A 14,607-nucleotide genomic window follows, 5' to 3' on the forward strand; every position below is an offset into this window, starting at 1 on the left:
AATAGGTAATATGAAATATGCAATCAAGGTAAAGAAAGAATAAGTATTAAAGTTGGTCTACAGCTAAAAATTCAACTTTATCTCCACTGGCACACAGACTTTTACCAATCACTAAAACTTCTTTCTTCTTTAAATCATGCTTCAAAATAATCATATCCAGGGTCTGTTCAAAAGTCCCTGTTTCCGCACTAAAATAGACCGTCAGAAATTGAGCTAAACCGTTCCATTCCATTTGCCTGATTTTATTTAATTGCTGCACGGGATCACCGTCTACCAATAAAAAGACAGGCTTGCCAGCTTCATGGATCTCTTTCAAAAAATCAAGAACGGGCGCAAAAAGTAATAACTTTAAAGGAAGCTTTGCATTTTGTTGCAGCAAATCAAAGTTTATGAGGTATTTCTGAGGCAAATTAAACTTTGCAGCCGTTTTAGTAAAGATATCAGCAGCACCATCTTTCAGATAAGCAGCAGTCATAAACTGTACAATTTCCTGTGCATCTATTTGTTCCCCATATTCTATAAATTGTGCGAACAGATAATAGACCTGCAATTGATAATCTTTTACGGGATATAAAACATCATCCAGACCAAAAACAAAAGCCTGCCTGGGATGAATAAGATCTTGATATTTCATTAGGCAATCGTAAATAATACTTGTTCTTCTGGATCTTCATTCAGATAGAAAACCCCATTTAATGTTTTTTCTTTTCCTAATAAAGCCAGTTTATCCGCTGCTACAGTTGTATAAAGCAATTCTCCTTTATCAAACACAGCCCAGTTGTTTTTATCCGTAACCTTTTCAGACAGATAAAGTGGAAAATGAAGCAAGTCAGGTAATAAAACATGAATATTGAACTCTTCAAATAGCACAGCAGATCTCATGACAGCCTCCAGCTCAAAGCTATACAATGGCAATAAGCGGTCTGCTTGCTGGTCTAAACAGGCGTTTAATAAGGTATGTGCGATGGTATCGTCATTCCGTTCACCCAAACTCACAAACTGGTATTGAGCAGATGCAAAGGAAGGCATGTCGCCATAATCTCCTAATAAGATCTGGTCGCCGGTAAATGCCTTTAATATTTTTTGTGCCTGGGCAGATTTGCCGCCGGTAATCAGTGTTTTCAAATTTTATACAATTAAACCATCTTTCATGGTGACAACCCTGTCGCTAATCGAGGCAAGGTCTTTATTATGGGTAACAATTACGAATGTCTGCTGGAAGTTATCACGCAGCGTGATAAAAAACTGATGTAGAGACTCAGCATTTGCTGAATCAAGGTTTCCTGATGGCTCATCAGCCAATATAATGGCAGGATTATTAATTAAAGCCCTGGCTACTGCAATACGTTGCTGCTCGCCTCCGGAAAGTTGGTTTGGCTTATGTGAAGCCCGGTCTTTTAAACCCAGCAGTTCTAAAAGTTCTAATGCCCGTGTTTCCGCTTCTTTCTTACTTTTTTTAGCAATAAAAGCAGGGATACAAATATTTTCAAGCGCAGTAAATTCTGGTAACAAATGGTGAAACTGGAATACAAAACCAATATTCTGATTTCTGAATATACTCATGGGTTCACCGGAAAGCTGTGCCAGTTTGGTTCCATTTAATTCAACGGTTCCTTCGTCCGGTTTATCCAGCGTACCTAATATATGCAGTAAAGTACTTTTACCCGCACCTGAAGCCCCGATAATACTGACAATCTCTCCTTTGGCAACTTCAAAATCCACCCCTTTTAGAATAGGTAAACTTCCATAAGCTTTTCTGATACCTGTGGCTTTTAGCATGCAGCAAACTTACGAAATTTGAGAAATAATTCTTTTGATCCTAAAATGAAATATTAGTTTTACTATTATTGCGCTGCTATCAAACTAAAGACGTTGCTTATCTGATGAAGATTATCGATCTTTTTAAGATTTTCATCTTCCATATCGTATAAAATAAACTCATCAACACCATAAGAGTTTCTGAATTTACCGAGTAATTCAAATAAAGAATCAATGGTAACCGGAATTGGTTGTATAGAATTAGCAGACGGATCCTGCCTGTTTAAGCTATCACATTTTAATTCAGCTCTCTCCATTGAATCCCCAACTACAATTGCAAGAGCCAGACTTACCTCAGGCATATACCCATTATTATTAAAAAAAAGCTTTTTATAATTCAATAGTTCATCCTTCTTGTAATCTGCCAGCAAAGCATCTTTACCATGCATTATCGATCTGCAGATATTTAATTTGTACTGAATTGCAATTTCAATACTATCATAAGACTTTGATAAATACCAGATTTGCGGTATAGATCCGCCATATGGAGGAATTACAACCTCATGCGCTTCAAAATTTGCTTTTTCATTATAAAAGAGGTCATATATTTTCTGAATTTTCTCTATCGAGATGTTCTTGTTATTTCTATCATATAGCTTATCATGAAAGTAGCGGCTCCCAGGATCACCTTTAGCTAATCCTAAATCAATTCTGTCAGAGAACAGGTTATTGAGCGACTTATAATTGGTAACGACATGATATGGATCATACATTTTAAATAAGGTTCCGGCAGAACCTACCCTGATATAATTAGTTGATCCAGCCACCAAAGCAATCAGAATATCCGGATTTGTAAAAGGAGCGATTTTATTTGGATTATGATGCTCGGTTAACCAAAATCTTGAAAACCCGAGTTTATCTGCGGTTTCTGCATAGTCCAATATTTGCTGCACAGCAGTCAAAGAATCAGTATTTAACCTGAAACCCCACTCAAGTATTCCCAACTTTAAATCAGACGACATATACTGCAATATAATTGATTTAAAATAACAAAAAAATTCTTAAATAACAATTACTTATCAAAATAAAGCAGAGTCAAACAAATTACATCTCCAATCCATAAAGCTTTATTAGTTATTAAAAGAGTTACCAGCAATAACTAACAAATATTCTCTATACAAAACCAATAAAACCTTAATAGTTAATCATAGCGATTAATGAGTTAAAAAATAAGTTTACCTGTTAAATAAGCCATTTCACCATGACTTTATTTGATTTCGTGTAAAATAATATATAAGAGATATATAATTACATAAATTGTACATAAAACAAATACCACATTAAATTAATAGCACTATCATTTATAAAACTATATATTCTTTGAATGAAACATTATTAACGCTTAAAAACAAGCTGAATTATTTTATAAAAACATATAAAAGCCAAAATCATGGAACAAAAAATTCAGTTAGCCAAAGCTTTAAAGTTAACCAAAGAATCACTTACTAAACTTCAGGAAAGCCAGATGTTAAGTATTAAAGGTGGAACTGCTGCTTTATTTAACTCTAGCGGACCAAAATGCACGTGTGGCAGGCATTCTTGCGTAGGATCAAAGGAACAACGATAACTCATTTAAGAAATTGCATAGAGCAGTCAGTATAATTAATTCTGTTTAAGCAATACTAAATAAATCAAATCAACAACTTAAAAACCAAAATCATGAAACAAAAAATTCAGTTAACCAAAGCTTTAAAGCTAAACAAAGAATCGCTTACTAAACTTCAGGAAAGCCAGATGTCAAGTATCAAAGGTGGAACTGCTTCTTTATTTAGTTCTAGTGGGCCAAAATGTACTTGTGGTAAGAACTCTTGTAATAAAGAAGTGGAAGAAATTAGTTAATCCAAAATTGATTAAAAAAATTGCATGGAGCGATTTGAATAATAATTCCGCTCAGTGTAATACTAAATAAATCAAATCAACAACTTAAAAACCAAAATCATGAAACAAAAAATTCAATTAACCAAAGCTTTAAAGCTAAACAAAGAATCGCTTACTAAACTTCAGGAAAGCCAGATGACAAGTGTTAAAGGTGGAACTGCTGCTTTATTTAGCTCAAGCGGACCAAAATGCACTTGTGGCAAGAATTCCTGCAACGAAGTACCAGAAGAACCAACTATAAGCTAAATTTCTTTGAAAATGTTACTGATACATAGTGGAATCAATTGATAAAACCAGTATCAGTAATGTTTTAAAGTTCACGCAGAATAAACAATTGCACAGCCTTAACTTTTGTTCCTTTTTAAAATGAATATAATCATAAATGCCAGAAGAATTACAAACCAGAATTTATGAAATTAAAACCGCATTAGACAAAAATCAACATTTATTTTTGTCTGCTGGATTGAATGATGGCATTCTGGGTCTTTCTTTGTTTTACTTGTATTTTTATGAATTCTCTAAAGATGAAAGGGCCCTTAACCAAATCTCCTTATATATTGACCAAGCTATAAACTATATTACTAACAGTCAATGTGAGCCGCATGAACTTATTGAATTTAGTGATTATTTATGTTTTTTAAATGAGAAGGGTTTTATAGATAACAAGGAGGCTCTTAAATATTTAAAACAGTTAAATCCACTCATTAAAACATTATTTAAAACCAGCATAAAAGAAAAGGACCTGGATTCTCTTAGTGGTTGTATAGCAATTGGACATTATTATTTGAGAATCCTGCATCTGATTGATTATAGCGATCAACTCATTCAACTCATTAATTTAATTGAACAAGAGGCAGTCTTATCAGACTCAGGTATGTTCTGGTATTTTAAGAATGCCGAAACAAAAAAAACGAATATAGAACTAGGAATATATCATGGCGTAACTGGTGTTATTTATTTTTTAGCTTCAGCCTATGCGAAAAAAATAGCGCAGAAAACATGTCTCTCCATGATACATGATGCGATTTTCTATTTATCTGGTCAAAAACAAAAAAAGGACAATACGTTGTTTGATATTGATGCATTAATTCATAAAAGAATTGCTTATCAAAATTTGGCATATGGTGATATAGGCATTGGGTATGTTCTCTTTAAGACAGGAAAAATAATTGGCTGTAAACAATATATAGAAGAAGGAATTGAAATTCTGGAACATGCTGCCCTATTTATGGATGACAAAAAAGAGTATATCAGAGATGCTGAATTAATATATGGCTCATCTGGCCTTCTGACAATATTTTCATTTTTTTATAGCTACAACAATAGTTCATTATTTTTAAAAGCAAAAATATACTGGCTATCAAAAACACTGGATTACAATAATAATAACACAAAATGGGCCGGTTACGAAACCTTTATCAATGGATATGATGATCATATTCAGTTATCATTTTGCCATGGATTATGTGGAATCGGGATCGCTCTTATGGCTTGTCAACAGGAGGATTTCAGTTATCTCAGATTTTTAAGCTATTAATTAACCGGACTAAATACTAAACAATTTAAACAAAACGAACCAATGATTAACGATACTCTTATTAAAACCAGAATTGAGAAAATCTTTGATTTTGTTAATCAAAAAGTAGCAGAGGCGAATGTAGAAGAATTGGTGACCGATGATCTTATCAAAGGCAAATTAGGTCTTTTAATGTACTGTTTAAATTCCTACCATTTAAATCAGGAAGATATATACCTGGAGAAAATTCAGGAAATACTGGAAGATATTTTCAACAAAATATCCCTGAATGAGAGTATAATGGCCTCACACATGACACTTGCTGACGGTTTGCCTGCTTTAGGAATTGTACTTCATGAACTCCTTAAACAAGATATTATAGATTCAATTTTTAAGGATCAGATTGATGTGATCACAGATGCTGTGTTTGATAAATGCATAGAGATGATCAATAATAATAACTTCGATTATTTTTATGGGGCAACAGGGTTATTATTTTACCTGTATGAGGTTGAAGCCTTCAATAATTGCAGCGTTTTAGTAGATAAACTTCATGAATATGCGCTTAACCACGATTACATGTTTTACAACGCTACCGGAGATGTTTATACGCAAGGGATAAATTTTGGTTTTGCTCACGGTACTTCAGCTATCCTGGCTGTTTTACTTAAAATTTACGATCAGGGAATTAATCAGCAAAAAACCAAAGAGCTTTTACTCAACATTACAACAAAAATTATTTCTTTTAAAAAGGAAAATATAGATAGATCAAAAGTATCCTATCAGCTGGAAGGCTTTGATTTCCCGACCTGGTTTCCTTACAACATCATCACCGAAAGAGTGGATAAAATAGTAAAGCCAGAATTGTACAGTACAAATGTTTATCATTTTACAGATAGACTTGGCTGGTGCAACAGTGATCTGGGATATGTCATGTTGTTTTATAAATTAGGCATAACACTTGATCAGCAGGAGTATTTAAAAATTTCTGATGAAATTGGTGACGAAATTGTAACTCGTTTAAGCTTTGAAAAGACAGCTATTAATTCTGCTAACATGTGTCATGGAAGTGCTGGTGTATCAGCACTATACAAGTCTATTTATAACCTGACCAGCAGAGGAATTTACAAGCAAGCTCACGAACACTGGTTAAATGCTACAGTTAAATACCTGGAATTAAAAATGAAAAAAGACTTTTCATTTTCAGACCTGGAGATTTTAACGGGATGGCTGGGTCCTGTCCTGTTTCTTCAGGATGTTAATTTTAAAAAAGTCTCCAATTGGGATAGCTTCTTTCTAATATAAAACACATCGAAAATATGAAATACGCTAAAGGAGTATCATCTTTTAAAACTCTTATTTTACGTTCTCCTGTGAGTTCATTAAATGCTATTCCCAAAATCCCTGAATCAGAAAAAGAAATAGATGATTTTGTAAGAACACTTTTCGACGATATATTTTTCAGGGAGTCTATATTTATCGCTTCCCCGGAGCTTTTTCGTGAATGGAGAGATTTATACAAAAATGCACAAACAGTTCAAAAAAAAAATAAGCTTAACAAAAGTATTATTAAATATTATATAAGATCAGTTTCCAAATGTGTTCCGTTCGGGCTCTTTTCTTTCTATTCCATTAACAATTCTTTGGCTAATCCGGGAGCTACCGGCGAGAATGACTTTGTCAAATATCTGACAGTCGATTCAAAATTTATTGTGAATGTCCTAAAAGAGCTTTGCGAATTTGAACTCGTAAAAAAAGTATTGATTTACTTTCCGAATAACACCATTTATACTATTGGTGACACACTCAGATATATAGAAGCAAAACCTGATCAAAATAGCCGAAACCATGGATTAACCTCAATAGAATATGATGAAGTAATTAATCTGATCCTGGAAGCCTCCATAAAAGGCCTTCATAAAAAAGAGCTTGTCGATTTATTATTAGACAATATTGAGGCTATAACAGTAACTGAAGCAGAAGAGTTCATAGCTGACCTTATTGATTCTCAATTACTATCTAGTTCATTAAATATACAATTAAATGGAAAGCCTCTATTCTTTCAGCTATTAAATTTCTTTGCAGAAAACGCAATTCTTTTTGATTCGGACCCGATACTTAAAAACTGGGGAGAAGCGTTCAATTCCATTTCAGATAAGATCAAACAAATTGAGAATAATTTCACTACTGATAACATTCCTGTTTATGAGCAGATTTTTGAGATCTTAAAGAAGAACGAAATTCCTTTTGAAAGTAAACACCTGCTTGGTGTTAATCTAAAAAAGAAACAGGTCAGAACTGATCAGAAAATTGTTACTGAAGATGAAAAAATCTTATTTCAGGCTATAAACTTACTTTCATTATTTGGCACTAAAATTCCTGATAAAAAGCTTTCATCAGAGCGAAATATAGCTGAGTTTAAAAAAGCATTTTTAAATCGGTACGATCAAAAAGAAATCCCATTGATGAGAGCACTTGACAATGAACTCGGAATTGGATATATCAGAAGTCAGATAGATTCCGCTCAATTTTCCAACCTCATAGATGAATTTAATTTTCCTGGTACCTCTTCAGATTATGAGAAAATTTTTATTGAGCCCGGATTTGACAAATTCTGGGTAAATCATATAGTTAAAGCAATAAAAAACGGAGATCATTCAATTGACCTTAAAAAGACAATATTGCCGGAATACACTTTTAATGAACAAAAATTAAAAGGTACATTCTATGTTATCTACAATAAAATCGGAGATAAAATTAATATCACCAGTTCTGGCGGAACAAGTGCGACGAATTTAATTTCAAGATTTAGCAGTCAGGATAAAGAAATGCAAGATTTTATGGATGAAATATTACAAGCTGAAGAGCAAATATTCCAGGATAAGATTGTTTGCGAAATTACACATTTACCTAATAACAGAGCTGGGAATGTCTTGTCACGTGCAGTAAATAGAAAATATGAATTGCCCATTCTATCCCATGAATCTGAACATGCTATTACTATCCCCTTAAATGATCTTATGCTGGCCGTAAGGAATAACAAATTGGTGATCAGGAGTATAAAACATAATAAAGAAGTTGTCCCGTTTCTTTCTTCAGCCCAGAATTTTCATTCTGATTCCCTGCCAGTTTATCATTTTCTTTGTGACCTCCAGAACCAGTACAGGCCAAATATATTATCATTGGATTTTAATTCAATAATTAACAGCTATTTCAACTTTATTCCAAGAATAACATTTGACGATACGCTCATTCTCTCGGCGGCATTATGGCAATTCAGGATGCCAGAAATAGCACATCTCCTGGACAATAAGCAATGTTTTACTTTCGAGAAGTTTAAATTATTAATTAGTGAATATAAAATCCCCAAATACATCTCACTCATTGAAGACGGAGAAGAATCACTCATTTTAGATACAGAAAATGAATATATGCTGATCTTCCTTAACCAGGTATTAAAGAAAGAAAAAAGAATAAAATTCAGAGAATGTTTGTATGATATAGAGAAGAATCAACATTCAAACGAATATTTAATGTCATTTAAATCAGAAAATAGTAAAGCTTCTGATTTCTCTCTCCCTGACCGCCAGATGTCAGATATCGCGCATAAATTTACGCCTGGCAATGAATGGTTGTATTTCAGATTATATACAGGTTTAAGTACGGCTGATAAAATATTAGTAGACGTAATTAAGCCACTGACACAGGAACTTCTAAATAACGGTATTATTGATCAGTGGTTTTTTATTCGATATGCTGATCCTGATTTTCACCTTAGAGTAAGATTTCATTTTAATGATCCGGAAAAAAAAGCAGCAATCCTGAATTTATTCAATACACACATTGACAATTATCTTAAAAATGATTACGTCTGGAAAGTAGAGATTGCTACTTATGAAAGAGAAATAGAAAGATATGGAGCTGGTTCCATTGATCAATGTGAGAAATTATTTTTTCATGATAGTGAAATGATCCTTGGTCTTCTGGATCAGTTAAAAAAACAGAAGGAGGAACAACTGATCTGGTTATTCTCTTTCAAGTCTATTGATGATCTTTTGAATGCTTTTGGCCTGAGTACAACTGAAAAACATCTGCTCGTTGATAAGGCTTATAATTATTTCGCTAAGGAATTTGAAATTGACAGTACTTTCAAGAAACAACTTGCTGTTAAATTCAGAAATACTGAGGCACAAATTGAGCAGGTAATAAATGATAAAAATTCAACATGTGCACTGCTCATTGAAAAAAGAAATGAAACACTTATAGCATTAGCAGATGATTTTTCCGGGTTTAATAAGAACAGACTTTTTGATCTGCTGTCCAGTTTTATGCACATGAATATAAACAGGGCTATCAAAAGTAGTGCGAGAATGCATGAAGTTGTGATTTATAGTCTGCTTGAGAAATATTATAAGTCTGTTATAGGAAAGCATAAGCATTATTCACCCGTTCAAGAATCTAGTATATGAAGATAATCTATCAGCATGATCTAATGGATTGCGGCCCAGCTTGTCTGGCAATGATTTGTTCAGAATACGGCAAAAACTATTCATTACAATACTTACGGGATCATTCTTTTCTCTCCAAAGACGGAGTTAATTTTTCAGGAATCAATCAGGCTGCTGAAAATCTTGGTTTTGAAACTTTTGGAGCTCAGCTTACTCTTGATTCATTAATTAAAGAAAGAGAAAACCTCCCGGCTATTATACATTGGGACAAAGATCACTTTGTAGTACTATCCAGTATAAAAAAGAATATTTTCAGTAAAGGTTATTGTTTCCAGATTGCCGATCCATCTTACGGAGCTATTACACTCAATGAGGATTCTTTTAAAGAATCATGGTTAAGCGATGAAGAAACTGGTTTATCTTTATTTTTGGCTCCAACAGCACATTTCTATGAAAAAGAGGGCATTACTGCAGATGGGGTAAGCCTGACTTACATTCTGAAATATCTGCTTCCCTATAAAAAAGAATTATTTCAGCTTTTTTTAGGATTGTTTCTGAGTACTTTAATCACACTCATTTTTCCTTTCCTGACTCAGGCACTAATTGATAAAGGAGTAATGGCAAAAAATCTGAATATAATTACCATTATCCTGTTAGCACAGATTTCAATTTTTTTAGGCTCTATTGTAATTGAAGTTGTCCGCAACTGGATCGTATTATATATAGGAACAAGAATCAATATATCTATCATATCTGCATTTTTCAAAAAGATGCTTAGTTTACCAATACGGTTCTTTGACACGAAAATGGTGGGAGATATAAATCAGAGAATTCAGGACCATGACAGAATTGAACGTTTTTTAACTTCTCAAAGTTTTATTACATTTTTTTCAATAATCAATATATGCGTTTTCCTGATCATTCTTTTAAATTATAATTATAAGATTTTATTAGTTTATGCATCCATTACTACAATTTCCATCTTCTGGTCATTATATTTCTTAAAAAACAGAAAGTTTCTGGATTATTTCAGGTTCCGCGTTAAAACTGAAAGCCAGGATTCCATTTATGAATTAATTAGTGGAATTCAGGACCTTAAGCTTAATAATTTTGAGGACTACAAAAGGAAAGAATGGGAAAAAACCCAGGTAAAATTATTTGGGATAAATTTAAAGGTATTAAAGCTTGATCAGCTTCAACTGATCGGATTCGATTTTCTGAATCAATTTAAAAACATCTTTGTAACCTTTGTCGCTGCAAGAGAAGTTATCCTGGGAAACATCACTTTAGGCACGATGCTAAGTATAACTTACATTATCGGACAAATGAACTCCCCTATCAATCAGCTTACTACATTTTTTCGTTCTTTACAGGATGCCCGATTGAGCCTGGAGCGTCTCAATGAAATACAAAATCAGGAGGAGGAAGAAACCAGCGGACTAAAAAAATATAACGAAAACAGGCCATTAGCTCTTTTAGATCAGCATAAAGAACTTGGATTCAGAATATCGGATGTTAGTTTTCAATACGAAGGACCAAAATCAAAGTTTGTATTAAAAGATATCAATCTGGTTATACCTTATGGCAAAACAACAGCAATCGTAGGTGAAAGTGGTAGTGGAAAAACTACATTGATGAAAATTCTACTCAAATTCTATGAACCAGTAAGTGGCAGTATATATATAGGAGAACAGAATTTAAATGAAATCTCTCCCGGAGACTGGAGATCGAAATGCGGTGTGGTTATGCAAGATGGCTATATTTTCGGAGATACAATTAAAAGAAATATTGCAACGGGTGATGTAATTATTAATGAGGAAAAATACACCAGTGCTATACATACTGCTAATATTCAAGATTTCATTCAGGAGTTACCTTCCAAAGGAAATACTAAAATTGGTGCTGCCGGAAATGGTATATCAGGTGGTCAGAAACAAAGAATGTTAATAGCAAGAGCCGTTTATAAGGATCCTCCATTTATATTTTTTGATGAAGCTACATCTGCACTTGATTCCCATAATGAAAAAATTATACATGATAATTTATATAAATTCTTTAAGAAAAAGACTGTAGTTATTATTGCACATCGTTTAAGTACTGTTAAAAATGCGGATCAGATTATAGTATTAAAGGATGGAAACATAATAGAAACCGGTTCTCACACGGAATTGGTAAATAATAGAAGTACCTATTTCAATTTAGTGAAGAATCAATTAGAACTAAGCGTATAACATGGAAAAACAATTCGAAGAACAATTAGACAGAGATAAATTATTCGTAGTCAGATACGGTTTAATCATCATTATAATTACACTGGGGCTTCTATTAATCCTGTTAGCATCGTTGAGTATCAATGGAATATCCATCTTGCATTCAGTATTAAACTACTATTTGAACTAAATCTTATTCAATTCACAACAACCAATTAAAAGTTAATGCTAAAATTAAAAATATTCTCTTTCCTTCTTTTTTTTATGTTACAGCTTTTAGCCAATACAAAGTTTCCGGAATCATAGTCAATGACAACTTGCCTTTAGATCTGGCCAGCGTTAATTTATTAGTAAATGACAGTATTAAAGAAGAAGCTTTCACAAATCAAAAGGGTGAATTTTCTTTTATAGTTAAAGCACAGGCCTATGATTTAAAAGTTATGTACCTGGGAGAATTAATCTACAATGATCATTTAGAGATTACAAAGGATATCAATCTTGGAACTATAAAAGTTCAAAAAACGATCAAACTCCAGGAAGTGAATATTACCGGAAGAAAAAAAATTATTGAAAGAAAAATTGACAGGCTGGTTTTTAATCTTGAAAAATCTATTTCATCGGCCGGAGGAGATGCAATAGATGCTTTAAAAATAACTCCTGGAGTAAGAGTTAGAGGAGATAAAATTAGTTTGGTTGGAAAAGATCGTTTACAGGTCATGATCGACGATAAAATTGTAAAACTTTCAGGAGAAAATCTGAATAATTTTCTAAGATCAATTTCTTCTGACAATATCAGCAATATAGAAGTAATTACTACTCCTCCAGCAAAATACGAAGCGGAAGGAAATAGTGGAATTATAAATATAAGACTAAAAAAGAACAATATCGACAGTTGGAATGCAGCAATTGGATCAAGCTATACACAACGAACATACGGTACAATTTCTGGTATAGGGAGTCTGAATTATAAAACTAAAAAGCTCACATTATATACTAATCTGAATGCCCTGGATGGCAGTAAATCACTCCTCGATTATAATGAAATTTATTATCCTGATCAACAATGGACTCAGAATAATCCAAGAAAAGTCGGGACTAAATCTACAGCCGGAAGAATCGGCCTGGATTATGACTTGACTAAAAACTGGACCATCGGTCTTCAATACTTAGGAAACAAATCTAATCTTAATATTGATGAATCCCCTGTAACTGTCATCTCCAATTACACCAATCAAAATGCAGATGGATTTATTTCTTCGATATCTAATACCAGAACACATGACCGTCTGAATTCGTTCAACTTATCAAACATAATTAAATTAGATAGCACAGGTAATAAGATTTTAATTAATGCAGATTATTTTAAGTATACAAATTCAAATTCAAGAAATTTCTCAGGAAACCAGTTAGATGAAAATTCGGATATTATACCTGATTCCTATTTTGCCAGCATCAATAATAACGATCAGAAGATTACAAATTTCGCATTCAAGGCAGATATGGAACAAAAATTAAAATGGATAAATCTTGAATTTGGTTACAAATATTCAAAGTCACGTACTGATAATGCAATCGTTTTTTTTGACAATAAAACCGGGATTCCAGAGCTGGATCCAAAACAAAGCAATCAATTTAAATATAGTGAAAATATAAATTCTGCCTATGTATCCGGTGGCAGAGAATTAGGGAAAAAATGGGAAACAAAATTTGGCCTGAGAATGGAAAATACAGAAAGCAACGGATTTTCATTTAATAACAACCAGGAGAATAAGAATAACTATATCAAGCTATTCCCTTCTGCTTACTTATCTTACAAACCCACTGAAAATCAAAGCTTTTTCTTCACTTACAGCAGAAGGATTGACAGGCCGAAATATGAACAAGTCAACCCGTTCAGAATGTATGACAGCCCGTATATGTATACAGAAGGAAATCCTTTTCTTCAGCCCTCTTTTACGAATAACTTAGAATTGGTTTATACTTATAAACAACTGGAAAGCAAATTATACTACAGCCGCTTAACAAATGGATTTGAACAAATTGGAATTGTTGATCCGGCAACAAAAATCACACGTTTTTTTGTAGATAATTTTTTAACAACCAACCGGTATGGAATAGCTGAAACATTTACGTATGATGTGGTTAGCTGGTGGACAAGTACAAACAATGCAGATTTAAACTATGTATCATCAAGTTCTGTTAATCCTGCTACTCAGAAAAACAGAAATGGCTACAATGCTTATTTCTCTTCTAATAATGATTTTATTCTTAACAAGAAGAAAACCCTCGCACTCAGTCTGAACTATTGGTACAGTTTGCCAGGTATATCGGGACTTGATCACGTAAGTTCAGCCAATTCACTCTCCTTAGCCGTAAAGATATATCTGCTTAATAAAAAACTTCAGTTGACAGTGGCAGGAAATGATGTTTTTAAAGGAGAGAGGTATTCAATAACAAGTTATACCAATGATACAAAAATTGTCTATAAAAACTATTATGATAATCGCTCTTTACGTTTCACTTTGTCTTATAAATTTGGCAATCAGAAAATTAAGGTAAACACGAAAAAAACAGGAAACGAAGAGGAGAAAAACAGAACCAATAACTAAGTTTTGTCAGGAAACATATATTGAAAAATATTTTAAACCACTTTTCAGGTATTTAATGCTTTTCGTATCCGATAAACCGAGAATAAGTTTTTAAAACCAATATGAAATTGTAGATTTGGATCAAATTT

Annotated in this window: 12 protein-coding genes; 8 read left to right on the forward strand and 4 right to left on the reverse strand. The window is 33.0% G+C overall.

What is annotated here, in order from left to right; translation table 11 throughout:
• Nucleotides 1–46 precede the first annotated feature (46 nt).
• The 4 genes from AB3G38_RS10810 to AB3G38_RS10825 form a co-directional block, all read right to left on the reverse strand.
• Complete coding sequence (locus AB3G38_RS10810) at nucleotides 47–634, reverse strand: haloacid dehalogenase (protein ID WP_367868483.1); 588 nt, start codon at nucleotides 632–634, stop codon at nucleotides 47–49.
• On the reverse strand, nucleotides 634–1,125 hold the full coding sequence (locus AB3G38_RS10815; RefSeq protein ID WP_367868484.1) for a hypothetical protein: 492 nt from the start codon (nucleotides 1,123–1,125) through the stop codon (nucleotides 634–636). The genes AB3G38_RS10810 and AB3G38_RS10815 overlap by 1 nt, the downstream gene beginning before the upstream one ends.
• Nucleotides 1,126–1,128: 3 nt before the next feature.
• On the reverse strand, nucleotides 1,129–1,779 hold the full coding sequence (locus tag AB3G38_RS10820) for an ABC transporter ATP-binding protein (protein ID WP_367868485.1): 651 nt from the start codon (nucleotides 1,777–1,779) through the stop codon (nucleotides 1,129–1,131).
• A gap of 65 nt (nucleotides 1,780–1,844) precedes the next feature.
• Nucleotides 1,845–2,780, reverse strand: a complete 936-nt coding sequence (locus tag AB3G38_RS10825) for an LLM class flavin-dependent oxidoreductase (protein ID WP_367868486.1) — start codon at nucleotides 2,778–2,780, stop codon at nucleotides 1,845–1,847.
• Nucleotides 2,781–3,208: 428 nt separating this feature from the next.
• Here AB3G38_RS10825 and AB3G38_RS10830 point away from each other — a divergent pair, with 428 nt between their 5' ends.
• The 8 genes from AB3G38_RS10830 (at nucleotide 3,209) to AB3G38_RS10865 (ending at nucleotide 14,479) form a co-directional block, all read left to right on the forward strand.
• Entirely contained in the window at nucleotides 3,209–3,385 is a 177-nt protein-coding gene (locus AB3G38_RS10830) for a class I lanthipeptide (RefSeq protein ID WP_367868487.1), read from the forward strand.
• A 92-nt stretch (nucleotides 3,386–3,477) separates the two neighbouring features.
• Entirely contained in the window at nucleotides 3,478–3,657 is a 180-nt protein-coding gene (locus AB3G38_RS10835) for a class I lanthipeptide (RefSeq protein WP_367868488.1), read from the forward strand.
• Between the two features lie 99 nt (nucleotides 3,658–3,756).
• The gene (locus AB3G38_RS10840; protein WP_367868489.1) at nucleotides 3,757–3,942 is read left to right on the forward strand and encodes a class I lanthipeptide; all 186 of its coding nucleotides are present in this window, start codon (nucleotides 3,757–3,759) and stop codon (nucleotides 3,940–3,942) included.
• 136 nt (nucleotides 3,943–4,078) lie between these two features.
• A complete protein-coding gene (locus tag AB3G38_RS10845) occupies nucleotides 4,079–5,233 on the forward strand; it encodes a lanthionine synthetase LanC family protein (RefSeq protein WP_367868490.1) in 1,155 nt (384 codons plus the stop codon).
• Nucleotides 5,234–5,275: 42 nt separating this feature from the next.
• A complete protein-coding gene (locus AB3G38_RS10850; protein ID WP_367868491.1) occupies nucleotides 5,276–6,517 on the forward strand; it encodes a lanthionine synthetase LanC family protein in 1,242 nt (413 codons plus the stop codon).
• Nucleotides 6,518–6,531: 14 nt separating this feature from the next.
• Nucleotides 6,532–9,681, forward strand: a complete 3,150-nt coding sequence (locus tag AB3G38_RS10855) for a lantibiotic dehydratase (RefSeq protein ID WP_367868492.1) — start codon at nucleotides 6,532–6,534, stop codon at nucleotides 9,679–9,681.
• Entirely contained in the window at nucleotides 9,678–11,891 is a 2,214-nt protein-coding gene (locus tag AB3G38_RS10860) for a peptidase domain-containing ABC transporter (protein ID WP_367868493.1), read from the forward strand. The genes AB3G38_RS10855 and AB3G38_RS10860 overlap by 4 nt, the downstream gene beginning before the upstream one ends.
• 296 nt (nucleotides 11,892–12,187) lie before the next feature.
• Complete coding sequence (locus AB3G38_RS10865; protein WP_367868494.1) at nucleotides 12,188–14,479, forward strand: TonB-dependent receptor; 2,292 nt, start codon at nucleotides 12,188–12,190, stop codon at nucleotides 14,477–14,479.
• Nucleotides 14,480–14,607 lie beyond the last annotated feature (128 nt).

This window comes from Pedobacter sp. WC2423 (genome assembly GCF_040822065.1).
Classification (GTDB): domain Bacteria; phylum Bacteroidota; class Bacteroidia; order Sphingobacteriales; family Sphingobacteriaceae; genus Pedobacter.

What these genes read in the sequence shown, in the direction of transcription:
- AB3G38_RS10830 (WP_367868487.1), top strand. Translation starts at nt 3,209, where the DNA reads ATGGAACAAAAAATTCAGTTAGCCAAAGCTTTAAAGTTAACCAAAGAA.
- AB3G38_RS10820 (WP_367868485.1), bottom strand. Translation starts at nt 1,779, where the DNA reads ATGCTAAAAGCCACAGGTATCAGAAAAGCTTATGGAAGTTTACCTATT.
- AB3G38_RS10845 (WP_367868490.1), top strand. Translation starts at nt 4,079, where the DNA reads ATGCCAGAAGAATTACAAACCAGAATTTATGAAATTAAAACCGCATTA.
- AB3G38_RS10810 (WP_367868483.1), bottom strand. Translation starts at nt 634, where the DNA reads ATGAAATATCAAGATCTTATTCATCCCAGGCAGGCTTTTGTTTTTGGT.
- AB3G38_RS10840 (WP_367868489.1), top strand. Translation starts at nt 3,757, where the DNA reads ATGAAACAAAAAATTCAATTAACCAAAGCTTTAAAGCTAAACAAAGAA.
- AB3G38_RS10835 (WP_367868488.1), top strand. Translation starts at nt 3,478, where the DNA reads ATGAAACAAAAAATTCAGTTAACCAAAGCTTTAAAGCTAAACAAAGAA.
- AB3G38_RS10850 (WP_367868491.1), top strand. Translation starts at nt 5,276, where the DNA reads ATGATTAACGATACTCTTATTAAAACCAGAATTGAGAAAATCTTTGAT.
- AB3G38_RS10860 (WP_367868493.1), top strand. Translation starts at nt 9,678, where the DNA reads ATGAAGATAATCTATCAGCATGATCTAATGGATTGCGGCCCAGCTTGT.
- AB3G38_RS10855 (WP_367868492.1), top strand. Translation starts at nt 6,532, where the DNA reads ATGAAATACGCTAAAGGAGTATCATCTTTTAAAACTCTTATTTTACGT.
- AB3G38_RS10825 (WP_367868486.1), bottom strand. Translation starts at nt 2,780, where the DNA reads ATGTCGTCTGATTTAAAGTTGGGAATACTTGAGTGGGGTTTCAGGTTA.